This is a genomic window from Staphylococcus borealis (assembly GCF_001224225.1).
GTDB lineage: Bacteria > Bacillota > Bacilli > Staphylococcales > Staphylococcaceae > Staphylococcus > Staphylococcus borealis.
This window is the reverse complement of record NZ_CUEE01000006.1, coordinates 25,019-47,984: the sequence shown is the minus strand read 5'-3', so window position 1 is coordinate 47,984 and position 22,966 is coordinate 25,019. Positions and strand designations below refer to the sequence as shown.

Sequence of the window (22,966 nt, the reverse complement as noted above, 5' to 3'; positions counted from 1 at the left end):
CAAATATGTTTGTCTCAGAGTTTGTTCACTTTAAAACATAATCTTGGAGCAATACATTTGGAAAGTGTCTCTCTATTATTTACATAAAATTCAATTTAAAGGAGATCCACAATTATGGAAATGGCTCAAGAGCAAGAGTTGATTCTTGTCTTAGACTTTGGTAGTCAATATAACCAATTGATTACACGTCGTATTCGTGAAATGGGCGTCTACAGTGAATTACACGATCATGAAATTTCAATTGAAGAAATCAAACGTATGAATCCGAAAGGTATCATCCTTTCAGGTGGTCCAAACTCAGTTTATGAGGAAGGTTCATTTACAATTGACCCTGACATTTATAATTTAGGTATTCCTGTACTTGGTATTTGTTATGGTATGCAGTTGACGACGAAACTTTTAGGCGGAAAAGTTGAACGCGCTAACGAACGTGAGTATGGAAAAGCAATAATTAATGCGAAATCAGATGATTTATTCTTCGGTTTACCATCTGAACAAACAGTATGGATGAGTCATTCTGATAAAGTGATTGAAATTCCAGAAGGATTTGAAGTTATCGCGGATAGTCCAAGTACAAGTTATGCAGCAATTGAAGACAAAGAACGCCGAATTTACGGTGTTCAATTCCACCCTGAAGTACGTCATACAGAATACGGTAATGATTTATTAAGAAACTTTGTGCGTCGTGTATGTGAATGTACGGGCGAATGGACAATGGAAAACTTTATTGAAATTGAAATTGAAAAAATTCGTAACCGTGTTGGCAATCGTAAAGTCTTATGTGCGATGAGTGGTGGTGTAGATTCATCAGTTGTAGCAGTCTTATTACATAAAGCGATTGGCGATCAATTAACATGCATCTTTGTTGACCATGGATTACTTCGTAAAGGCGAAGGTGACATGGTTATGGAACAATTTGGTGAAGGTTTCGACATGAATATTATTCGTGTGAATGCACAAGAGCGTTTCATGGATAAATTAAAAGGTGTATCTGATCCAGAACAAAAACGTAAGATTATTGGTAATGAATTTGTATACGTGTTTGATGATGAAGCGGCTAAATTAACAGATGTTGATTTCTTAGCACAAGGTACACTTTATACTGATGTCATTGAATCAGGCACTAAAACAGCGCAAACAATTAAATCTCACCATAACGTAGGTGGATTACCAGAAGATATGGAATTTGAACTTATTGAGCCTATCAATACATTATTCAAAGACGAAGTACGCGCTTTAGGTATTGAATTAGGTATTCCTGAACATTTAGTTTGGAGACAACCATTCCCAGGCCCAGGTTTAGGTATCCGTGTGTTAGGTGAAATTACAGAAGATAAATTAGAAATTGTACGTGAATCGGATGCGATTTTACGTGAGGTTGTGCGTGAAGAAGGTCTTGAAAGAGACATTTGGCAATACTTCACAGTTCTTCCTGGCATTCAATCTGTAGGTGTAATGGGAGATTATCGTACGTATGATCATACTGTAGGTATCCGTGCAGTAACATCTATCGACGGTATGACAAGTGACTTCGCCCGCATTGATTGGGAAGTCTTACAAAAAATCTCAAGCCGTATTGTAAATGAAGTAGATCACGTTAACCGCGTAGTCTATGACATTACGTCTAAGCCACCAAGCACTATTGAATGGGAATAGAATATATGAATGATAAAACCCTTTAACCACAATGGTTAGAGGGTTGTTTTTATGCTTTGAATTTAGAAAAAAGGGCAGAAAAAGGGCAAAGTGTGAGGAAAAGTAGTTATTATGTATCTTTTTTTGATTGTCTATTTCTATTTATGTATTTTTCATCACATGTCCTACGCCCATCAATATGTAACGAAAGACTATCTCTTATGTCTGCACCTAGCGAATCGAGTACGAAGTCGATTCCTTCGGTTCTCGCTAACTTTGCTGCAGGTACAAAGTCACTATCTCCTGCAATTAAAACGATTTTATCTACTAGCTTTTTATAAGATAAGGTGGCAATATCTAACCCGATTTTCATGTCTACACCTTTTTGAACTAATGATAATGCAAAGTCCTTCTCGTCTAATTCATTTATTTCTTTACTGCCTTTCATTAATTTTTTAGTGCTAGTATGTTTGAGATTATAATGCACAGTAGCCTCGTTTAACTCTCCTAATCTCAATGCTACTTTACGTTTTTTTGATATCTCTTTAAAAAAATCTTCGGTCCATTGCTTGGTTTCGCTTTTAGTAAAGTCGATATTCGTTTGTGTTAATGGGTGGAACACTTGTTTATCAATAGGCGGACAATCATAATAAAAAATTCTATATAAGTCTGCATATTTTTCTATTCCAAAATGTGTTTCTTTTAAATGTCGATTACAGTATTTATATAACTCATCTGCTCTTTCTTTTGCTGTAACTTTTCCAAATACATTTTGACTTCTTTTTCGATAGTATCCTCCATCGACTAGTACGGCTATTTTCATCAATAATTTCCCCTTATAATAAAAAATCATACAAAAAACCCATGATTTCGCTCATCCCCTTATGGTGGGGTGTCTACTCTCATGGGTTGAGTTAACTTATTTGTAGATAAATATTAGCACCTTTAATGATAAGAGTCAACAATTTATCTCCCAACCATTTCTAATTTATTCATCATGTCTTTATCCATCTGTTCGGTAACATGGCTGTATATCTGTAATGTAGTTTTGGGGTCTGTATGACCTACACGATTCATTATTGCACGCAGTGACACGCCTAGTTGAAATAATAATGATATATGGCTATGACGCATGGTGTGGCTTGTCTCGTGCTTTTCTATCCCTATATTTTGTGTAGCGGTTTGTATGTTTCTATTAATTGATGTAAGAGGGAGAGGGGGTGCCTCTATGACTTGTGAAAATAAAGTACCTATCCACATACATGTTTTCCCATTGAACTGCTTTCTTATTTTCTAACATAACCTTACGTAAAATATCACAACTTCTAGTAGTTAAAGATGTAGTACGATAAGATGACGCAGTTTTTGAGGTATCTTTGAAACCCATTTTGTTACCATCTTTGCGCCAGTGTATAGTGCTATCAATGACAAGTTTCTTATTTTTAAAATCAATATTATCGGGTTGAAATGCTAAGAGTTTGCCAATACACATGCCATTTAATGCTTGAAATTCAACTATGTAAGCAGTAAATAAGTATGATCTTTTCATATAACTAGCACGCTTTTTATTTGCTATACGTTTTAATTCTTCAACAATAGCTAGAACTTCAGTCATTTCTAAATAATTCTCACGTTTAGCTTTAACTTCTTCTCTTGTAGTCGCTTTTTAGGCATTACAACATCATCTATGTATGATATATCAGTGATGTTATATTTCTTTTAATGTGAGTCACTTTATAAATTTTAGTAGTAATAGTTGACTGTTTAGATCCAGATATTAACTTAACCACTCATCACATGCAGCATGAAAAGTTAACGTTTTAAGGTTAGTAGATGTCTTGTCATTTAACTTTGCCATTATACGCTCATTTAAGCGTTTTTGAGCCTCTTTTTGTGACTGTTTACCAAGCACTACGCTAGTATGTCGCCATTTATTTGTGAGTGGATCTTTATACTTTTCATAATAGCGATATTGTACTTCGCCATGCTTATTAGTAAATTTTTCATGTCACATGTGAGTACATCTCCTAGAATAGAAAGGGTAGACGTGCTACCCTAAATTTAATTATTTCGAATATTTTTGTTCATAATAATTTATAGCATCGAGTTTTTGTTGTGCATCATCACCTTCATATGTACCATTTAATATTTCATTTCTTGTTTGAATTTCACCTGAAGATAAACCACCAGTATTATTACGCCATTCTTGGTTTGGTAAATTCATATACGGGTTATTTGGATCATAATTTGAATTTGATGATTGTTGGCTATTATTAGGAACTGTTACATCATCTGCCATACCAGGACGGCCAGATTTTTTAGTTTCATATTCTGCATGTGCTTGTTGTTCCTCAGTCCAATCACTGTTGTAGTTAGCATTTGGATCATTTCTTAATTCATTTGCACGATTTATTTCCCAATTTGAACGTTGCGTATCAGATTGTTGTGTTTGCTCTTGAGATTGAGCTTCTTCACTTGAGTTGTTGTTTTTATTTTCTTGTGTGTCAGTATCTGGTTTTGAAGTTTTCTTTTCTTCTTTAGTCTTATTATCCTCTTTAGATTTGTTTTCTTTTTTATCATTAGTTTTCTTTTCAGTAGTACTTTCCGACTTTTTATTTTCATCTTCTTTAGTATCGTCTTGACTACAAGCACTTAAAACAAGTGTAGCTGCAAATAAAGTTCCTAGTAATTTTTTCATATATATTCTCCTAAAATTTATTGTCCTTTATATTCATTTTTCTATGGTGTAATAAATATTGTTCGATAGAACTACCACCTTAATTATTAGATGAAAATTTGTTGAATATCTAATACTACATGTGAGTGAGCTTCCTAAAATAAATAGGGTAGATAAACTACTCTGAAATTATTAAGTTATTTCAAACCTTCTTGTTCTAGTTCGTTAGCATGTCGTTCCATAGCAGCTTGTTCTTCTTCAGGAGTAAATTCTTCTACATCTTCATTATTGATGTTTTTATCTTCTTCATAGCGTTGTTTTGCATAGGCTTCCATTTCATCGGCAGCCCCAATATCACCATTAGGAATACCAGTATAACCATTCTCTTTCGCTACTCTAGCATTAGCTTCCATTTGCTCTTGATTTAAAAGGCCGCTGCTTTGTTGGTTATTATTTGCTTGTTGTTCTTGAGTTTGCTGAGATTGTGGATCTTGATTAGTCTGAGTTTGTTGAGTAGGTTGTTCATTGCTAGATGATTTATCTTGGGGATTTTCTTTCTCATTTGCATTCTTATCGTCTTTTTTAGACTTGTTCTCAGATTTCTTTTTATCGTTATCTTTTTTATTATCTTTACTTTTATCCTTATTAGGATCATTTGACTTCATACCAGATTTGGTATCTTCATCTTTCTTAGAAGCGTCATTATGAGTGCTGCATGCTCCTAAAATTAATGTGCTTGTTAGTAATACGCCGAATAGTTTTTTTATATGTATAACTCCTTTTCTATTTATAAAATATTTAATTATCCTTGTTTTTTGCATCAATAACTTGACTTAAAATATCTAAGTCATCTATTAAACCATTCTCAATATACTTTTTTAAATTAGAATTTTCTAAAACAGTGTTCTTTAACATGTTACTTTCCTTATTGACATATAGACATGTAATCAAAAAATTAATTATATTTATTTCTATAGTTTTATCTATCTCATCATTTTTATTCAATTTTGATAATTGTATACCGTATTTGATTAAATCATTTATTACATCTGCAATAAAATAATTCTTAGATTGGTATCTATATAATTTGTTTTGTAAATCTATATAGTTAGCTGAAAAAATTGTTAAGTTTATCAACAGAAGTTATTTTCTCGTTATACGCATATTTTTTGTAGATTAAATTTGTGTCACTCACTTTTTTTATATCTTCTTTATTAAATTCATCAAAATGAGAGATTGTGAGGTTCATTAATTCAATCATGTTATTCATGACTGAATCGACATTTTTATTAGAAAAGTGTAGTAAATCATTATAATCATTAATTTGACTCTATTTAATCTTTTTTATTAGGCAGTTGTTTCCCATTTTCCCAATTAGAAACTACACCAGACTTTACAGGGGTTTCGTTATCTATTTTTTCTCCAAAAAGCTTCCATAGTTAAACCTAAACTATTACGTATATTTTTAATTCTATTGCTAATTTCGATTTTATCCAACGCATCACCTCAATTTTAATTATATAACAAATTGTTATGTTTTAAATTGGCTAAATAGAAATACTATGTTTTACGATGTTTATCGTAGGTAATGAAGATGAATAAAATAGTTGGTTATCGAAATATGTTAGGTATGACGCAAGAAAAAATGGCAAAACAATTTGATATTTCAGTTCAAGCGTAACAAATGAAAGAGAAACAAAAATAAATATTAATAAAGAAGAGATGATTGTCTTTAGAAATTTATTAAGAAAAGATTTGATTCCTAATATAACTATTGATGAAATATTTTTAAATGCTTACTATGTTTTGCTATGAATAAGGAAGAAGGGATACAAAATGTCACACACTAAATTATAGGATCTACCAAAAATGAAGATGTTGAAAGTATGAATATTGTAGATGTAGGACAGCAGGCGTTTTTTAATGAGTTAAATCAATATATACGCCACATGCACCAGTAGGGAACATCTGTTATTTATTATGTTATGTGAAAGACAATCACTAAAACGAATAGCAGATATATTAATGATTACGAAAAGCAGAGTGTATCAAATATACTCAGATTTATTAGACAAATTAGAAAATAAGGAGGGATAACATGAGTGAATTAAGCGCTAGACAAGAAAAGTTTGTACTTGAATACCTTAATTAAACGTCATTCAAAGCGCAATAAAGGCTAGATATAGCCCACATACAGCGCATGTACAGGGTTGTAGATTGCTAAGAAATGAGAAAGTCGGTAGATTTATCAATGAACAGCGTAAAAAGATGGTAGATGAGAGTGGACTTACTGCTAATGAGTTACTTCACATACTTACTAATGTAGCAATCGGTGATGAAATTGGAATACGTGAGGTCGTTGTAAAACGTGGTGAGTTCCAACGCAACCCTGATACTGACAGAATGAACCTAGTTTATAACGAGCATGTAGAACAAGTAGAAGTACCTATCAAAGCTAGTGATCGTTTACGTGATAGAGATATGTTAGGGAAGTATCATAAGCTATTTACAGATAAGAAAGAAATTGACTATAACACACCAGTATTTATTAACGTTGGTGAATGGGAAGATGAAGAAGAGACGCAAAACAGAATTGAAGAAGTTTCAATCCAATACTCTGATAGACCTTTATTTATTGATAATGTACCACTAGAGGACTGATGGCAATGTGTGACACTGTCGATAAGTTGAATATGATAAGCGTTAAGGATATTTATAACAGAGCGATGGCAATTAAGAAGTACTCAGTTATATATTATGATGATCTAATGAATGATAAAGAGCGTGCAGTATGGAATACATTGAACAAAACTCAGAGAGTGGGTTATCATACTACCTTTTAATTTAATGATTGCGAGAAATGGTGTAGATAGACGCATAGTACCATCAGTAAAACTAAATGATGAAAGGATATTTATTTATCCCAATAGATAGTTAAATATGGAAGTGTATGATATTAAAAAAAGTAATGTAATATAATAAAAAATACCTAGTATATACATTGTAACAAATTATAAGCGTTAAATCTTAATTGGTTTAGCGTTTATTTTGTTTAAATTAGCATAATTCAAAATTAATTGGATTATTATTGAGTTTAATTTTATAATTACATAATTAGTTAAAATATAATCATAATAATAAAGTTATGAGGAGAATAATAAATGAATGATGATAAAAATATAGAGCAGTCTAATAATATAATCGGAGATACTAGTTGTAAAAGTACAATAGAGATAGTAAAAGTAAAAAACAATAAACAGATATATTATTATAACAAGCAAATTAAAAAATAAGGACATAATAATAGAACGTTATGAAATCGACAAAGAAAATCAAAGTATGGAAAATGAGTTAATAGGTGAAAATAAGGCTTTTTTACTTTGGTCAAATATTACTTTATATGGATCCTTATTTCTAAATTTTTTAGCATTTTGTTTATTATTATTTTTTACAATAATGGTGGAAGGAAATACTGATAAAAAAAATTTATTAGATTTATTAAAAAATAATAGTTATTTATTAGGCGCTTTTATTACTAGTTTAATCACGTTTATAGGTGGAGGGCTAATTCCATCTTTTTATGGATTGATGACAAGTTTGAGGAAAGTAGGTACCAGTAAGCCTATAACAGAAAATGGAATAAATTTCAGAGAAGACGTTAAAGATCTTTGTATGTTTGTAAGCTATGTGATTGTTATTTTTTACTTTATGCTTTTTATATTATTTGGATTATTTCCTAAAAAAATGGAAACATTAAGTACAATCATATTTTTTGTTATAATTCTAATTGGAATGATTTTAATAATTAAAGAACTATTTTTAATTTTCACTAAAAAAGATTTCGTAAAAAAAATTATTTTACTTATTAAAAAGAAATTAAGGGGCAAATAAAGGGCGATTCATTGCAACAAAGAGCAAGGCTATGAATTTCAATTTGATTATTGAGTAGCTATAACTACTGATATAAACCCTTTTTGAAAGAATATGCTATTGTATAAAATAAAATTTATGATTGAGTGGGAGTAAGAGTCAACAAATAAGTATAGGCTAGAAACACCTTCATAATAAGGTTTCTAGCCTTTTTTAATATGAGAGGTTAAAAAATGAGATTAAGTAAAATTGAACTACATAAAAAGGATTATCCCAGAGCAGTAGATATTTGGGAACGTTCAGTTGTCGCGACACACCACTTTTTAAAAGAGAAGGATAGAATCGCACTTAAAAAGGAAATACCAACCTATTTTCCATATGTTGAAGCATATTTATGGTTCGACGGGAACGACATCATTGGCTTTTCCGGGACTCATGATTCAAATTTAGAAATGTTATTTTTAGATCCTAAGTATTTTAAACAGGGGTATGGCACGGCAATACTTCAAAGTTTAATTCGAGACCATAATGTTAGGTATGTGGATGTAAACAAAGATAACCCCGGTGCCTTGGCATTTTATCGCAAGAATGGATTCATAAAATATGATGAATCTGCAAAGGATGGACAAGGTAGGGATTATCCAATCGTGCATCTTAAATTGTAAATGGTTTTACTTCTTCCATGCCATTAATAATTCAGTATGGTTTGTTTTATCAATATTGGCGTCGATTTTTATGAAACCTAAATCCGTATAAAAATGAACGGCGCGATGGTTTTCTTCAAATACTTTTAAAGATAAATAATCATATTCAGATTGTAAATGCTTAATGAGTGCATGCCCAATCCCTTGGTCTCGAAATTCTTCTTTTACAAACAAGCCGGCTATGTAAGTGTCATTAAGCCCGCAAAATGCGACAATGTCCTTACCATTTTTATAAACGTAAACCTCAGCATCCTTAAGAGCGTCAAGTACAGTAGTATAGTTGTCTATCCAATAAAAACTATCAATAAAGGTATGTGTATCTAAATTTGCATTAAGCCAAATATTGCCTAATACTTTTATTGTTTTGCGATTTTTCTTTTTTAAATGTTCAATCATAGTAGACACCAACTTTAAATGTTTAATAGGTTATATCAAAGTGATAAAGGTATTAATACTATAGTCTGGGACGACGAATTTAAAAGAATTCTGTCCCAATCCCCCTTGTCTAAAGATACGAATCCGATTCGTTCGTCACCATAAACGGTGATTGCGTTAGTCAATGAAGATAATCTGATTATGTATTAATCACAACATATCTGATGATGTACATCTCTAGTATTTGATTCACTATTACCCTAAATTTATGTGTATTGTTCTGAAATGAAGATATTATTAAGAAAAATTCACTAAATATTAATTAAATCGATAATTATAAGAGGTTTTTTAAAATATTTTTAAGCGGTTTCACAAAATTGTTACATGCATGACCGTTAAAATATGTTACTTTATAGTTAAACAAAATAAATTCATTTTATCCACTGACGTTCAATCTTTATCCATATAGAGATTGAGCGTTTTGTTTATTAACGCAAAAAAAAGAGTGAAATCATTCGATTTCACTCTTTTTTATATGGAATGTTTATGTGCGTTATGCGAGACTTATTTTTTAGTTAAGTCGATGATGAATTTAACAAGTTCAATAATACCAGAAATGATTCCCATTTTGAGTACCTCCTTATTAAATGTTAAATAAAGTATAACGTGACTTTGAATATCTGTGGGCGATAGTTCCTAACTCAATGAAAGCGTTTCGTATTCGTTAGATTTCAGACAATTAGTAACGATAAATCATGCCTATCTGAATGATTAAAGGTCGATATTAATATTGGATAAACGAAATACCCTTCGAATACGTTAATAGATTGACTTTTTAGCAATAATTTTTTATATTGTATGTATTGTGCTGAATTTTTACATAGGTCTTTATCAAGCAGTTGTGCAAGGGTACGCAGTACTCATTGTTCAATTGAAGGATGAGACATATGGTTGATGATACATATAAGGTAGCTTGAAAGAGCATTTATACATATTAAGTAAATGAGTTCTCATAGAAACCTACAATAGTTAGTAAATATCTGATATCTAAGGATAAAACTAGACTATTGTAGGTTTTTTCTTATATTGTTAATAGTATAAGGGAACTTTTTTAATGAGATAGATTGAAGACATGGAGGAGCGGCAATGTTAAGTTCAGGTTTTTTACTAACATTATTTTTCGTAACGCTTGTCATTGCAGTGTTAAGTGGCTTGATTTTTTTAGTGCCATCGGTTCCTGTAAAATACATACGTTTACATTTAACTTTACTTCTATTACCTGTCATTGTAGGAGTAATTGGCTTAATCACTATTAATGGCAGAGATATCGTAGGCATCTTTGCTCCAGACAAATTAGCTTGGTTAGTAGGTGCCTTTGTACTCGCTTTAGGGTTTATAATTCAAAAATTCTCTACACGTTACTTATTAGGTGATCGTAATTATCGTAAATACTTCCCGTTATACACATTTACAACGGTATTTGCGTCTGTAGGTTGGCTAAGTAATGATTTACGTTTAATGGTTATTTGTTGGGGATTGACATTATTTTGTTTAACGCAACTGATTCGACTCAATCGTTCATGGAAAGTACCAGCTGAAGCAGCAAAGGTTTCAGCACGATCATTTATCATTGGTTGGGTAGCATTACTTTTAGCTGTCGTTGTATTTTATATTGGTACAGGCGATTGGGTGATCGACCCATCACAAGATTATGATGTTGCAATGAGTTATGGACTGAAATTAATTGTAGATTTATTACTCGTTATTGCAGTTATTATTCCAGCAGCACAGTATCCATTCCAAAGCTGGTTAATTGAATCTGTTGTAGCACCCACACCTGTTTCTGCAATTATGCATGCTGGTATTGTAAATGCAGGTGGCATCATTTTAACGCGTTTTTCACCTGTGTTTGATAATAGTATTGCCTTAACGTTATTACTTGTTATTTCAAGTATTTCTGTACTTATCGGTTCAGGAATTAGCTTGGTGCATGTTGATTATAAAAGACAGCTTGTAGGTTCAACAATGAGCCAAATGGGCTTTATGCTTGTACAATGTGCGTTAGGTGTTTATTCTGCTGCGATTATTCATTTGGTTTTACATGGCGTCTTCAAAGCAACGCTATTCTTACAATCAGGATCAATTGTTAAACGTTTTAATATTCCAACACCACCTAATGTTAAACGTTCTTATGCTTGGACAGTGTTAGGGAGAACATTAGCAATTGTTATTGCAGTTATTTTCTTTTTAACAAGTTCGCACACACCTTATACATTAATTAGTGCATTTATTTTAGCATGGTCTTTATCTGTATCGTGGAATCAGATGGTTGCGCTAAATAGAGGAATGATGGGTAGGATGATTGGCATCGCAATGCTCATCATTGTAGCGCTTGTTTATGTTGTGACGCATGACGTATTTGTCAATATTTTAAGTAGTGTATATATGGTTGCGCCACACCCACCATTCATTAGCGTGATCATTTGTATTGCCATTCTAGTATTAGGTAGTATCTTTAGCATTTGGGTAGCACGTCGTCGTTCGTCAACAGCTTTTGCTAAAGTATATTTATGGCTTGTGAAAATTGGGGAAGCAAAATTTAAATCGGTTGAAAGTCATCCGAACTATTTAAAAAAATATTTATAAGAGGTGGAATCAAACATGACTATAACTAAATTTAACATAGAGGACACAGTCAAAGCGGCACGTCGTGTGATTACACCACTATCTCCGATCTCTATCTTTGCTGCACGTAATCCATGGGAGGAAATGGAACATGAAACGTTTGATCAAGTTGCTCAATGGTTTAAACATGTTCGCGATATAGATTTGTACCCAAGTCATGCATCGGTGATGACTGCTTTGGAAAATGGCGAGATAGATCAAACACTCGTAGAAGCAGACGTTCAACAAGCTATTAAAGCTTACGATACATCAGTGCCAAAATCACATATTGATACTTATTGTAAGAACGCAATGCGCATTAAGGATGTGCCTACAAACCTAATTACTAAAGAAGCCTATTTAAAGATTGAAGTTTCTAAGCTTAAACGTGTATTTGAAGATGAACCTTTTAAATACGCACGTTCAAAAAGTGCGAATGCGTTTAATGCTAAAGGTGAATCTTTAATGGATGAACTGAATACACATATTATTAAGTGGTCTAAATTATATTTGGATAACTTCCAATCAAGTTGGACAATGCCGAAAAGAGAAGAAGGATTTTATATCTCTTGGTTGCATCTCGCACAGCATGATCCCATGTTGAGTAAGACGCAACGTAAAATGGTTAAAACATTACCTCAAGATTATAGAGAAGCTTTAATTATGGCATTGAACCACTTAGATATAGCGGAAGATGAACGAGAGTCTTATTTAACAGGACATTTCTTATCATTACCAGGTTGGGCTGGAATGATGTATTATCGTGCCGAACAACATGAGCATGAAGCGGACTTATTAACACAGTATCTTGCTATACGATTAACGATGGAATGTATTTTATTAGATACTGAAAAAATGAGTCGCCCGGCAGTCTTAAATGTGGAAAGACGAATTAAAGAGTTGGTAAGTAAGTGGTTATATTATGGAGAAATGTCTATTGATGATTGGGCATCGATGTCCATTGAAGATCAGTTAGAACATTTAAGATTTGCACATGATTTTAACCCGCTTTATTTCAAAAAATTATGGCTTGAAGCATGGGAAGAAACGCATGAACGTGAGTTAGTGGAAGCGATATATGATAAATCTGTTAAACCAGTTAAACAAGAAACACAAGTTCAATTAGCCTTTTGTATTGATGTGCGTTCTGAACCATTCCGTCGTCATTTAGAAAGTGAAGGACCATTTGAAACAATCGGCATTGCAGGTTTCTTTGGACTTCCAATTAGAAAAGAAGTGCTAGATGAACAATTTACACATAATTCATTGCCTGTTATGGTACCGCCGGCTTATGCCATTAAAGAGTACGCGGATCGTCATGCTCTAAATACGTATAATCAACAACAACATTCAGTTACATCTATGTTCTATACATTTAAATTGATGAAACATAATGTTTTACCAAGTTTATTATTACCAGAATTAAGTGGACCATTTTTAAGTTTGAATACGATTGCGAGTACATTGATGCCGAAGAAGACAGGGCATTTTGTTCGTAATTTTACCAAGAATTGGTTGAAGAAACCTGAAGCTAAACTAACAATAGACCGTGAACATGAAGTTTATAGTGATTTACCAATCGGTTTCACAGAAGAAGAACAAGTTGCCTTTACAAGACAAGCATTACAATTGATGGATTTAACGACGAACTTTGCCCCTTTAATTGTATTAGGGGGTCATGGAAGTGTGTCTAATAATAATCCGTACCATGCCTCGCTAGAATGTGGTGCTTGTGGCGGTGCATCAAGTGGCTTTAATGCTAAATTATTAGCAATGATGTGTAACTTGCCTCACGTACGTAAAGCTTTAAAAAATGAAGGTATAGTGATTCCAGATTCAACGGTCTTTGTGGCTGCAGAGCACAAGACGTCTATCGATGACTTAGAATATATTTATATGCCTGAATTAACGACAGAAGCACAACATGCATTGGATATGTTAAATGAAGCTATGCCGCGTGTAAGTTATAAGGCAAATTCTGAACGTCTAGCAAATCTTCCTGGCTTAGATCAAGAACATTTAAAAGACCCAGTGGCAGAAGCACATCGCTTTGCGAATGACTGGAGTGAGATTCGTCCAGAATGGGGCTTAGCACGTAATGCGGAATTTATTATTGGCCAACGTAGTATTACTGCTGGTACTGATTTAGAAGGGCGTGCTTTCTTACATAATTATGATTGGAAGAAAGATGCTGATGGACAATTATTAAACACAATTATTTCAGGACCAGCGCTAGTAGCCCAATGGATTAATTTACAATATTACGCATCGACGGTTGCGCCGCATTTTTACGGAAGTGGAAATAAAACGACGCAATCTGTTACGTCTGGTGTCGGTGTTATGCAAGGGAATTCAAGTGATTTACTTGCCGGGTTGCCTTGGCAATCAGTTATGGCAGCGGATAACAAGATTTATCATTCTCCAATTCGATTATTGGTCGTTATTCAAGCGCCAGATCAATATATCAAAGACTTACTTGAGAATAATGTTAAGTTCAAACAGAAAGTGGATAATCACTGGGTACGTTTGGCTAGTATTGATGAGAACGATAGCTGGAAAGACTGGTAGGGAGTTCGGTTTTTCCGAAAAAAATGATAAAATAAGGTTAATCAATCAATAGGAGATAAAAGATTAATCATGGCTAAATCTAAAGGTGCTTATGAGGCAGAAATTAGTAAAGCAATTACGCAATGGGAAAAGGACTTTCTCGGACGTGGCTCACTCTCAGTAAAAACGGATATATTACGCGATATGATTATCGTCAATTTGCAAGGCGTATTAACACCAGCCGAGTATAGAGTATGTAAAACGCAAGAAGGTTTACTTAACATTAAACGTACGCGTTCAGAACTTGTGGAATCCGGTCAAGACGATTTGATGCAATTAATCTTAGATATTACTGGGGTTAGTGTAAGTAGTTTCCATAGTGATTTAAGTACGATTACAGGTGAACGTGTGATTGTATTTAAACTAGATACTAATTTGGAAAAGCAACTTTAATATTCAACAACAAGCATTGTAATATAAATTTAGAAAAGTACCCTATCTAGTCAGCAATAGAAACTGACCTTCAGGGTACTTTTCATTTATGTAAAGGTTAATGGATGCATGATTCATTTATATTTTATAATTTCTAATTAAGAGATTATTTTAGTGGTTTAGTGTACAATTTACACAAAGGTAATCTAGGAGTTGAAAGTGATGCGCGTAAATGAATTTAAGCAACCAATTGGAGAAGCATTAGATGATTTTGTGACGCCGCCCTTTCCTAATAAACAATTATTAGAAGGGCATTATGGTAGTTTAGCAAAGTTAAATAGTCATCACACAGATGATTTGTATGACGTGCTATGTGATGTTGAATCAAGACACATTTGGACGTACCTTTATGAAGGCCCTTTTGATTCTAAGTCGGAATTTGAACAATACATTAACCAACTGATTGATAGTGAAGATAAATATTTCTTTACGATTATAGATAAGGTGCAGTGCAAACCTCTAGGTATTGTGGCATTGATGCGCATAAATCCAGAACAAGGATCGATAGAAGTGGGCAATATCATTTGTTCTAATCAATTACAGCAAACACGTGTAGCTACAGAAGTTCAATATTTGTTAGCAAAATATGTATTTGAACAATTAGGTTACAGACGATATGAATGGAAATGTGATAATTTAAATGCGCCTTCTAAGCATGCTGCACAACGATTTGGCTTTACATACGAAGGATTATTTAGACATTCTAATATTTGTAAAGGTCGTAATCGTGATACGGCTTGGTTCTCAATGTTAGATAGCGAGTGGCCAGATGTGAAATTAAGATTCGAACATTGGCTTGCACCGTCTAATTTCAATAAGGATGGACAACAAATTAAACATTTAAATGACTTTTAATGTAGTGAATTAAATGACTGTGAATTACAGAAAACAATGAAATTAGGGACTGATGAACGTATGATGAAACAAAAAAGAGAAATATCACCTATGACGACGGTACCTATGTTCATGATTGGGTTAATTATTTTTATTATTGTAGCAATAAATGTCAGTCGTGATACATTAATGGTTCAATATATCGATAAAGGATCATTACATTGGCTAACCGATTATTTTGGTGAACCAGAACGCAGATTTGGTGACGGCCTTTGGCATAATTTTATGACGTTTTGTGCTGAAATAGGAGAAGTAAAATCTGTTATCTATATCACGTTATTTTTAGCTATCATTTTATTATTTAAACATTTTAAACTAGCTATTTGGATGCTTTTAACGGTATCCAGTGGTACGTTATTAAATTATTTGATTAAACAGCTAATTGAAAGACCACGTCCATATAATCATTTGATGCGAGATCATGGTTATTCATTTCCAAGTGGCCATTCTAATGCGAGTACGCTACTTGCGTTAATGTTACTCATTATCTTAATTCCACTAATCAAGTTTAAAGCTATCAAGATTATAATCAGTATTATAACCATTATCGTATGGATAGGTGTATTGTGTTGCCGACTATATTTTCATGCGCATTATATAACGGATGTAGTTGGAGGTGTGACATTAGCTGTGGTGTGGATAGCATTGTTTTTAATGATATTACCACTGTTTAACCTTAATCTTCGTCATAAATCTAATAAAAATGAATAGGACAACATCTTTTTAACAAAGGGGAGATGGCAATGCCAAAAGATAAAGCATGTACTTTAGTTCTTGGTGGAGGCGGTATTACAGGGATTGCATGGGAATCAGGCGTCTTAGCTGGAATGATTGAAAGTGGTGTGAGTTTAGATTTAGCAGATAGAATCATTGGCACATCAGCAGGATCATTTGTAGGGGCAGTACTGGCGAATGGTGATGATATGCGCACATATTACTATGAATTAAATGAGCGCAGAGATGATAGTGATCGGGCGACGGTTTCTTCAGATATTTATCGTTTATGGCAGAATGCCTTTATTGTAGGTCGTGATGATGCTGTAAAAGTAGGGCAAATGATGGGAGACATTATATATACGAGACCCTCTCGTGTCGATTTATCTAAACGTAAACAAGCCATACGACAGCGTTTAGGAGATGTAGAGTGGCACGATAATTTAGAGATTACCGCTATGAATGCTAAAACAGGTGAAGTTACTACATTTCATTCACATAGCGATGTGACACTTGAAGAAGCTGTGACAGCAAGTAGCGCAGTACCAGGTATTTGGCCGCATATACGTTTGAATCATCGTGACTGGATTGATGGGGGCATGGTTTCTCCTACGAACGCAATGTTAGCAGAAGGTGCTGATAGTATCATTATATTGGCACCGTTAGCGGATGGCTTAGGTATGATACCGGGGGCATTTGATGACGCTAAACGATTGCGTGAACATAGTCATGTTCTAGTGATAAGTCCAGATAGTAAGAGTAGAGCAGAAATTGGAGATAACATTTATAATCCTAATAACATCTTAAAAATAGGAAATGCGGGTTATGAGCAAGGCAAATCCCTCGCACAACGCGTTCATATGGAATTTAGCGAGTGGGTTGAATGATTTTTCACATTTAAGACTACGCGCAATGTCATTATGTGTTTATTTTTAAAATAAGGAGAGATTAAGAATGAAAGTAAAATCACCACGTCCTATTCATTTGCAAGGGACACGCGAAGAAGCAGTATTATTGCTACATTCATTTACTGGTACAATTCGTGATATTAAACCATTAGCACAGACACTTAATAATGAAGGTTACACATGTTACGCACCTAATTATAAAGGGCACGGGTTACCACTCGACCAGTTTACACAATATACTGTTCATGATTGGTGGAATGATGTCCTTGATGGTTATCAATTCCTAAGAGATGCAGGATATGACACAATTTATGCAACTGGCGTATCTTTAGGCGGTCTATTCACTTTAAAATTAGCTGAAACGGTAGATGTTGCCAAAATTGCAGTTATGTCCGCACCAAGTGAAAAGGAAGAAGCAGGTATTGTATGGCGTATGGAACGTTACGGACAACGCATGAATGAGTTGATGAATGTAGATGGTGATGCCGCACAGGCGCAGCTAAATTATATAGAAGACTATCGCCCTAGCGTTCGTGTATTTAAAGATTTTATTTCAAATATTACTGCTCATTTAGGCGATATTACAACACCGGCAAGCATTCTTTATGGAGAAAAGGATGAACAATCTTATCAAGATAGCGCACATTATATTTATGAACATATTAATAGTGCAGATAAAGATTTAACACCTCACCCTTTATGTAAACATCTTATGACACATGGTGAGGGTAGTGATAAAGTAGAATCACAAATTGCAGAATTTTTTATGACTAACTAAATGGAGTGTAAAGAATGAAACGTACATTTTTATTAACATACATAACGACGTCTGGTAAAAATTATACTGAATTTAAAACATTTCAAAATGGCCCTGATCATGATACATGCGTACAACGTCTTATTGATGAATTTGATGAACTGGCTTATTTATTTTTAAAAACGGGCCAACAATCGCATTATATTAACATTGATCATATTGAAAGTTTAAGCATTCAAGAAGTCGTGGACGGACAAGAAGTGATGTACGATTTTGAAGATTAATCTATTCATTAATCGCATAATATAAGTAGTATATATTTTGAAATACTGGATAATCATTGTCTGGATACAAACTATTTTATTGATGAAGAAAATTAGAAATAAAATAAATTCATTGCCGGTCCCCAGCATGCTTAGCTTTTAGCGAATTTTTGATGAAGTTCTATTTGTTGGGGTCGGGCCCACCTCTGCAGGGTGACTAGAACTGAGAAAAGCTTGATTAAAGCGCCTTCTCGGTTCAGTCAGCTACTGCGAATTTGCTAAATAGCATTATTATATTATTTATGTCACAGACTGTTTTTTCTTTCATGAACAAACGCATTGATGTATATTGTGGTCTTTATCAATTATTTTGATACCATTAGGGACGATGAATAACATAACGTCCTGAATATGTTGATAAAGTACAAACACTGAACCGCTTTGAATGTTAAATGGGGGGTGTAAACCTGAATCCCTCATCCTCAAATACAATACAACCACCTATAACTTCTATACCTTTCCAATAATTAGCGCTAATTTTTTGTGAAGCAATGTCGTTATACTCCTTCGTTCATCATTAGGATTAGTTAAATTTTACTATAAATTTAAAAAAATAAAAAAACTATGTATATTGCACTTATAAGCAAGACATGTTACAGTATTACTTAAGTGCATAAACGCTTTAACGCGTTAAAGGGAGTGAAACGATTGAGCAAAGAATCACAATGGAAGACATCAACTGGATTTATTTTAGCGAGTGCGGGATCGGCGATTGGCTTGGGTGCAATGTGGAAATTTCCGTACATGGCAGGCATCTATGGTGGTGGTGCTTTTCTACTGCTATTCTTAATATTTACTATATTTGTAGGATTACCACTATTAATTATGGAATTTACAGTAGGTAAGATGGGGAGAACTTACACTACTCAAATATATAGCAAGTTAACTGGTAAGAAGTGGCTAAATATTATTGGGTGGAATGGTAATTTAGCAGTATTCATATTATTTGGTTTTTATAGTGTTATAGGTGGATGGATCATTATTTATATCGGTAACGTGATATTACAAATGTTATCTATCGAGAAGACATCTTTAACTAGCATTAATTTTGAAGCAATTATTAGTAATCCATGGTTAACCGTTTTGGGCCAAGGGATTTTTATCTTTTTAACGATGATTATCGTAATGTTAGGCGTTGAAAAAGGATTAGAAAAAGCATCAAAAGTGATGATGCCGTTGTTATTTATTTTTCTAATTATAGTTGTGGTGAAATCTTTAACTTTAGACGGTGCGGTAGACGGTGTTCGCTATATTTTACAACCACGTTTAGAAGATATTTCTATGGAAGGTATTTTATTTGCGTTAGGGCAATCATTCTTTACATTATCGTTGGGAACAACCGGAATGATTACTTACGCTAGTTACGCGCCTAAAGAAATGACTATTAAGTCATCAGCAATTTCAATTGTGATTATGAATATTTTAGTATCCGTACTAGCTGGCTTAGCTATATTCCCAGCTTTGAAGACATTTGGCTACGAACCTCAAGAAGGTCCAGGCTTATTATTTAAAGTATTACCTTTAGTGTTTAATCAAATGGGCTTTGGTGTTACGTTTTACTTCCTATTCTTAATCTTATTCTTATTTGCAGCATTAACATCATCTATTTCATTATTAGAATTAAACGTATCAAACTTTACTAAAAATGATAATTCTAAACGTAAATCTGTAGCGTTTATCGCAAGTATACTGATATTAATGATTAGTATTCCAGCGACTTTATCGTTTAGTAGTTTAAGTGATATTAAGTTTGGCGCAGGAACAATTTTTGATAATATGGATTTTGTCGTATCAAATATTTTAATGCCTTTAGGTGCGCTTGGAACAACGCTAGTAGTGGGTCAATTGTTGGATAAAGATGCCTTAAAAGAAAGCTTCGGCCGCGACAAGTTCAAATTCTTTGCACCTTGGTATTTTTTAATTAAATTTGTCATGCCAGTCGTTATCATACTTGTGTTTATCGTGCAGTTATTCTAAGAAATATATTAAAATAGAGGTTAGCCACATACATGTGGCTAACCTCTTATTTTTTACTTGAAACGAGCATTGATAAAGTCGCGCTCAATTTCTAATAACGTTATATAATCGTTAGACATTATTTCTTTGGCAATCTCAATATTTTTAGAAATAATAAAGTCGGCAAGTTCACGATTATCTTCCTCAGAATCAAAGAATGTGAGTGCCCGTTTTATTGTATCCTTTTCGGAAAAGAGGATTAACGTCCGTCCGTAGGTTAAGTCCTCTTTACTTCTTTGATACGAAGCTTCTAAAAACGCAAATATTTTTGCGCCATCATTGTATTCAAAAGCTGTATTGATATCACTTTGAACTTTATCAGCAATATTTGACAATCGTGATTGTTCTGCTGGTGCTTCAGGCTTATAGTGATCTCTTACATATTCTTTCCATTTCGTTAATTCAGTATCAATATGTTGTTTTAATTCTGAGTTATTATTTTTTGTATTGAATGTTTCAACGCGTTGTTGTAAGTCGCTTAAATCCATTAAATCGTCACGATGAAGTTGACTCTGTTCAAATGCTTTATAGTGATCATTTTCATGAGTAGTCATTAATTACTCCCTCCCTTTGGAATACTTAAATGATTATTCCTTTAACGGTTCTATTTGAAACATATGTTTTAGAACGTTAAAGAGATCATTGATAAGTTAGGAAGTGTATAGGTGTAACTACTCAAAGTTACATATTTTCAAAATGAACGTCTTGTTTACGTAATTCTTTCATGACTTTCTCAGAAATTGCAGAATTATTAATTGAAACATTTTTAAAAATGCAATCTTTAATTTTTACGCTATCTAGTTGGCATAAATCTAATGCTACATTTTCAAAGACTACTTTCTTTAAAACAACATCCTTGAAAGTAACGTTACGTAGACTACAGTCTTTGAAGGTCGTATGTTCTATCGTTAATGCGTTGAATTCACTATTATCGAAAGTAGTTACACTGTAATTCACTTTACGCATTAGTGTCTTAAAGAAATTAATATTCACAAAAATACTACTGCTAAAATCACAATTAATTAACTTAGTATTAACTACGGAATGAACATTTTTAAATATACCTTCTGAGAAGTCGCAATTTTTAAAATAACTTTTATTGACTTCTAAATCGTCATACATCGCGTTTCTGAAGGTACTATGAGTATATTTTTTACTTTTAAACTGTTCATTAGTGAACACAGATAAAGATAAATCGGCTTTTGATGTCATTATGATTCTCCTTTAAGTATGATTCATATAAATCATCAGTTATTGCTTTTGCATCGTTATTATCGTAACACGAGTATTAAGTTGAACGATAGTTATTGAGATACGAGTACATGTATGATTACATAGGAAATTTTAAAATTTGTAGTTTTGCATAAATCTTAAGATTATCGTATAATTCATAGTGATTGAGTAAGAATTTGTAAAACAGTATTGGGAATCATGAATATTTTAAACAGAAGGTAGGTTGAGTCAAAGCGAATAAAGCGCTTTAGATGATTAATATGATTGCATTTGACTTAATAGGACAAACACCATTAGTATTACTGGAAAGTTTCAGCGATGAAAATGTTCAGATATATGCAAAATTAGAGCAATTTAATCCGGGTGGCAGCGTGAAAGATCGACTAGGTAAATATCTTGTTGAAACAGCTATAAAAGAAGGTCGTGTGTCATCTGGCGATACAATTGTTGAAGCTACGGCAGGTAATACAGGAATAGGACTTGCAATTGCTGCTAATCGATATCATTTAAATTGTGTTATTTTTGCGCCGGAAGGTTTTTCTGAGGAGAAGATATCTATCATGCGTGCATTAGGCGCTGATATTAAACGTACACCGAAAGCCCAAGGAATGATTGGTGCGCAAACTGAAGCAAGACGTTATGCTCGAGATTTCGGAGCAGTATATATGAACCAATTTGAAACTGAGCACAATCCGGCTGCATACACCCATACATTAGGGAAACAATTGACAGATGCTTTACCAAACATTGACTACTTTGTTGCTGGTGTTGGTTCGGGAGGCACATTTACAGGTGTTGCACAGCATCTTAAACAATACAATGTAAAGAATGTGATTGTTGAACCCGAAGGCTCAATATTGAATGGTGGCGAAGCACATGCACACGATATTGAAGGTATTGGTTCAGAGAAATGGCCAATCTTTTTGGAACGTAGCTTAGTTGATCACATTATTACAGTGAGTGATAACGATGGCTTTGAGAATGTGAAACGCTTAGCGCAACAAGAAGGATTGTTAGTAGGTAGTTCATCAGGAGCTGCACTGCAAGGTGCTTTAGACATTAAAAATAAAATCGATAAAGGCGTTATTGTGACAATTTTTCCAGATGGAAGCGATCGTTATATGTCGAAGAAAATATTTGATTACAAAGGAGAATAA

General features: G+C 33.4%; 22 protein-coding genes and 2 pseudogenes. 15 read left to right on the top strand and 9 right to left on the bottom strand.

Annotated features, from left to right (window positions below; translation table 11 throughout):
* Positions 1-114: 114 nt before the first annotated feature.
* Positions 115-1,656, top strand: coding sequence for a glutamine-hydrolyzing GMP synthase (gene guaA, locus AK212_RS08380; protein ID WP_053030254.1), 1,542 nt, complete (start codon positions 115-117; stop codon positions 1,654-1,656).
* 109 nt (positions 1,657-1,765) lie between these two features.
* Here guaA and AK212_RS08375 read toward each other — a convergent pair whose 3' ends face one another.
* From AK212_RS08375 to AK212_RS13650, 5 genes and pseudogenes are all read right to left on the bottom strand, one after another.
* On the bottom strand, positions 1,766-2,458 hold the full coding sequence (locus AK212_RS08375) for an NYN domain-containing protein (protein ID WP_053030253.1): 693 nt from the start codon (positions 2,456-2,458) through the stop codon (positions 1,766-1,768).
* Positions 2,459-2,601: 143 nt separating this feature from the next.
* Positions 2,602-3,643: pseudogene (locus AK212_RS13655) on the bottom strand (tyrosine-type recombinase/integrase); the annotation flags it as partial.
* A gap of 57 nt (positions 3,644-3,700) precedes the next feature.
* On the bottom strand, positions 3,701-4,333 hold the full coding sequence (locus AK212_RS08365; RefSeq protein ID WP_053030252.1) for a hypothetical protein: 633 nt from the start codon (positions 4,331-4,333) through the stop codon (positions 3,701-3,703).
* A 176-nt stretch (positions 4,334-4,509) separates the two neighbouring features.
* Positions 4,510-4,977, bottom strand: coding sequence for a hypothetical protein (locus tag AK212_RS08360; protein ID WP_231119762.1), 468 nt, complete (start codon positions 4,975-4,977; stop codon positions 4,510-4,512).
* Positions 4,978-5,110: 133 nt separating this feature from the next.
* Positions 5,111-5,449, bottom strand: a complete 339-nt coding sequence (locus AK212_RS13650) for a hypothetical protein (protein WP_053030251.1) — start codon at positions 5,447-5,449, stop codon at positions 5,111-5,113.
* Between the two features lie 961 nt (positions 5,450-6,410).
* On the opposite strand from AK212_RS13650, the pseudogene AK212_RS08345 reads away from it, so the two are divergent.
* The 4 genes and pseudogenes from AK212_RS08345 to AK212_RS08330 all read left to right on the top strand — a co-directional run bounded on the left by AK212_RS08345 (position 6,411) and on the right by AK212_RS08330 (position 8,847).
* A pseudogene (locus AK212_RS08345) lies at positions 6,411-6,973 on the top strand (terminase small subunit).
* Between the two features lie 500 nt (positions 6,974-7,473).
* Positions 7,474-7,605, top strand: a complete 132-nt coding sequence (locus AK212_RS13945) for a hypothetical protein (RefSeq protein ID WP_269204124.1) — start codon at positions 7,474-7,476, stop codon at positions 7,603-7,605.
* A gap of 46 nt (positions 7,606-7,651) precedes the next feature.
* Positions 7,652-8,203 (top strand): hypothetical protein, encoded by a 552-nt coding sequence (locus AK212_RS08335; RefSeq protein ID WP_053030250.1) that lies wholly within the window; start codon positions 7,652-7,654, stop codon positions 8,201-8,203.
* A 212-nt stretch (positions 8,204-8,415) separates the two neighbouring features.
* Positions 8,416-8,847 (top strand): GNAT family N-acetyltransferase, encoded by a 432-nt coding sequence (locus tag AK212_RS08330; RefSeq protein WP_053030249.1) that lies wholly within the window; start codon positions 8,416-8,418, stop codon positions 8,845-8,847.
* 6 nt (positions 8,848-8,853) lie between these two features.
* Here AK212_RS08330 and AK212_RS08325 read toward each other — a convergent pair whose 3' ends face one another.
* Together AK212_RS08325 and AK212_RS14020 are read right to left on the bottom strand one after the other, a co-directional pair.
* On the bottom strand, positions 8,854-9,282 hold the full coding sequence (locus AK212_RS08325; RefSeq protein ID WP_053030248.1) for a GNAT family N-acetyltransferase: 429 nt from the start codon (positions 9,280-9,282) through the stop codon (positions 8,854-8,856).
* Positions 9,283-9,825: 543 nt separating this feature from the next.
* Entirely contained in the window at positions 9,826-9,888 is a 63-nt protein-coding gene (locus AK212_RS14020; RefSeq protein ID WP_089046351.1) for an alpha family phenol-soluble modulin, read from the bottom strand.
* Between the two features lie 519 nt (positions 9,889-10,407).
* Between AK212_RS14020 and AK212_RS08320 the strand changes: the two genes are divergently transcribed.
* From AK212_RS08320 to AK212_RS08280, 9 genes are all read left to right on the top strand, one after another.
* A complete protein-coding gene (locus AK212_RS08320; RefSeq protein WP_053030247.1) occupies positions 10,408-11,907 on the top strand; it encodes an NADH dehydrogenase subunit 5 in 1,500 nt (499 codons plus the stop codon).
* Positions 11,908-11,922: 15 nt separating this feature from the next.
* Positions 11,923-14,493 (top strand): DUF2309 domain-containing protein, encoded by a 2,571-nt coding sequence (locus tag AK212_RS08315; RefSeq protein WP_053030246.1) that lies wholly within the window; start codon positions 11,923-11,925, stop codon positions 14,491-14,493.
* Between the two features lie 69 nt (positions 14,494-14,562).
* Positions 14,563-14,925: a Na-translocating system protein MpsC family protein gene (locus AK212_RS08310; RefSeq protein WP_011276808.1), complete on the top strand. Its 363-nt coding sequence runs from the start codon at positions 14,563-14,565 to the stop codon at positions 14,923-14,925.
* Positions 14,926-15,126: 201 nt separating this feature from the next.
* Positions 15,127-15,819, top strand: coding sequence for a GNAT family N-acetyltransferase (locus AK212_RS08305; RefSeq protein WP_053030245.1), 693 nt, complete (start codon positions 15,127-15,129; stop codon positions 15,817-15,819).
* A 63-nt stretch (positions 15,820-15,882) separates the two neighbouring features.
* Entirely contained in the window at positions 15,883-16,569 is a 687-nt protein-coding gene (locus AK212_RS08300) for a phosphatase PAP2 family protein (RefSeq protein WP_053030345.1), read from the top strand.
* Positions 16,570-16,601: 32 nt separating this feature from the next.
* A complete protein-coding gene (locus AK212_RS08295) occupies positions 16,602-17,459 on the top strand; it encodes a patatin-like phospholipase family protein (RefSeq protein WP_053030244.1) in 858 nt (285 codons plus the stop codon).
* 67 nt (positions 17,460-17,526) lie between these two features.
* A complete protein-coding gene (locus AK212_RS08290; protein WP_053030243.1) occupies positions 17,527-18,258 on the top strand; it encodes an alpha/beta hydrolase in 732 nt (243 codons plus the stop codon).
* Between the two features lie 14 nt (positions 18,259-18,272).
* On the top strand, positions 18,273-18,521 hold the full coding sequence (locus AK212_RS08285) for a hypothetical protein (protein WP_053030242.1): 249 nt from the start codon (positions 18,273-18,275) through the stop codon (positions 18,519-18,521).
* Between the two features lie 687 nt (positions 18,522-19,208).
* Positions 19,209-20,537, top strand: coding sequence for a sodium-dependent transporter (locus AK212_RS08280; RefSeq protein ID WP_053030241.1), 1,329 nt, complete (start codon positions 19,209-19,211; stop codon positions 20,535-20,537).
* A gap of 53 nt (positions 20,538-20,590) precedes the next feature.
* On the opposite strand, the gene AK212_RS08275 is transcribed toward AK212_RS08280, so the two are convergent.
* Together AK212_RS08275 and AK212_RS08270 are read right to left on the bottom strand one after the other, a co-directional pair.
* On the bottom strand, positions 20,591-21,130 hold the full coding sequence (locus tag AK212_RS08275) for a hypothetical protein (protein ID WP_053030240.1): 540 nt from the start codon (positions 21,128-21,130) through the stop codon (positions 20,591-20,593).
* Positions 21,131-21,257: 127 nt separating this feature from the next.
* A complete protein-coding gene (locus AK212_RS08270; RefSeq protein ID WP_053030239.1) occupies positions 21,258-21,788 on the bottom strand; it encodes a pentapeptide repeat-containing protein in 531 nt (176 codons plus the stop codon).
* A 281-nt stretch (positions 21,789-22,069) separates the two neighbouring features.
* Here AK212_RS08270 and AK212_RS08265 point away from each other — a divergent pair, with 281 nt between their 5' ends.
* Complete coding sequence (locus AK212_RS08265; protein WP_053030344.1) at positions 22,070-22,966, top strand: PLP-dependent cysteine synthase family protein; 897 nt, start codon at positions 22,070-22,072, stop codon at positions 22,964-22,966.

Bases quoted from the DNA above. Each gene is read 5' to 3' on its own strand.
- guaA (WP_053030254.1), top strand. From the start codon at position 115: ATGGAAATGGCTCAAGAGCAAGAGTTGATTCTTGTCTTAGACTTTGGT.
- AK212_RS08375 (WP_053030253.1), bottom strand. From the start codon at position 2,458: ATGAAAATAGCCGTACTAGTCGATGGAGGATACTATCGAAAAAGAAGT.
- AK212_RS08365 (WP_053030252.1), bottom strand. From the start codon at position 4,333: ATGAAAAAATTACTAGGAACTTTATTTGCAGCTACACTTGTTTTAAGT.
- AK212_RS08360 (WP_231119762.1), bottom strand. From the start codon at position 4,977: ATGAAGTCAAATGATCCTAATAAGGATAAAAGTAAAGATAATAAAAAA.
- AK212_RS13945 (WP_269204124.1), top strand. From the start codon at position 7,474: ATGAATGATGATAAAAATATAGAGCAGTCTAATAATATAATCGGAGAT.
- AK212_RS08335 (WP_053030250.1), top strand. From the start codon at position 7,652: ATGGAAAATGAGTTAATAGGTGAAAATAAGGCTTTTTTACTTTGGTCA.
- AK212_RS08330 (WP_053030249.1), top strand. From the start codon at position 8,416: ATGAGATTAAGTAAAATTGAACTACATAAAAAGGATTATCCCAGAGCA.
- AK212_RS08325 (WP_053030248.1), bottom strand. From the start codon at position 9,282: ATGATTGAACATTTAAAAAAGAAAAATCGCAAAACAATAAAAGTATTA.
- AK212_RS08320 (WP_053030247.1), top strand. From the start codon at position 10,408: ATGTTAAGTTCAGGTTTTTTACTAACATTATTTTTCGTAACGCTTGTC.
- AK212_RS08315 (WP_053030246.1), top strand. From the start codon at position 11,923: ATGACTATAACTAAATTTAACATAGAGGACACAGTCAAAGCGGCACGT.
- AK212_RS08310 (WP_011276808.1), top strand. From the start codon at position 14,563: ATGGCTAAATCTAAAGGTGCTTATGAGGCAGAAATTAGTAAAGCAATT.
- AK212_RS08305 (WP_053030245.1), top strand. From the start codon at position 15,127: ATGCGCGTAAATGAATTTAAGCAACCAATTGGAGAAGCATTAGATGAT.
- AK212_RS08300 (WP_053030345.1), top strand. From the start codon at position 15,883: ATGAAACAAAAAAGAGAAATATCACCTATGACGACGGTACCTATGTTC.
- AK212_RS08295 (WP_053030244.1), top strand. From the start codon at position 16,602: ATGCCAAAAGATAAAGCATGTACTTTAGTTCTTGGTGGAGGCGGTATT.
- AK212_RS08290 (WP_053030243.1), top strand. From the start codon at position 17,527: ATGAAAGTAAAATCACCACGTCCTATTCATTTGCAAGGGACACGCGAA.
- AK212_RS08285 (WP_053030242.1), top strand. From the start codon at position 18,273: ATGAAACGTACATTTTTATTAACATACATAACGACGTCTGGTAAAAAT.
- AK212_RS08275 (WP_053030240.1), bottom strand. From the start codon at position 21,130: ATGACTACTCATGAAAATGATCACTATAAAGCATTTGAACAGAGTCAA.
- AK212_RS08270 (WP_053030239.1), bottom strand. From the start codon at position 21,788: ATGACATCAAAAGCCGATTTATCTTTATCTGTGTTCACTAATGAACAG.
- AK212_RS08265 (WP_053030344.1), top strand. From the start codon at position 22,070: ATGATTGCATTTGACTTAATAGGACAAACACCATTAGTATTACTGGAA.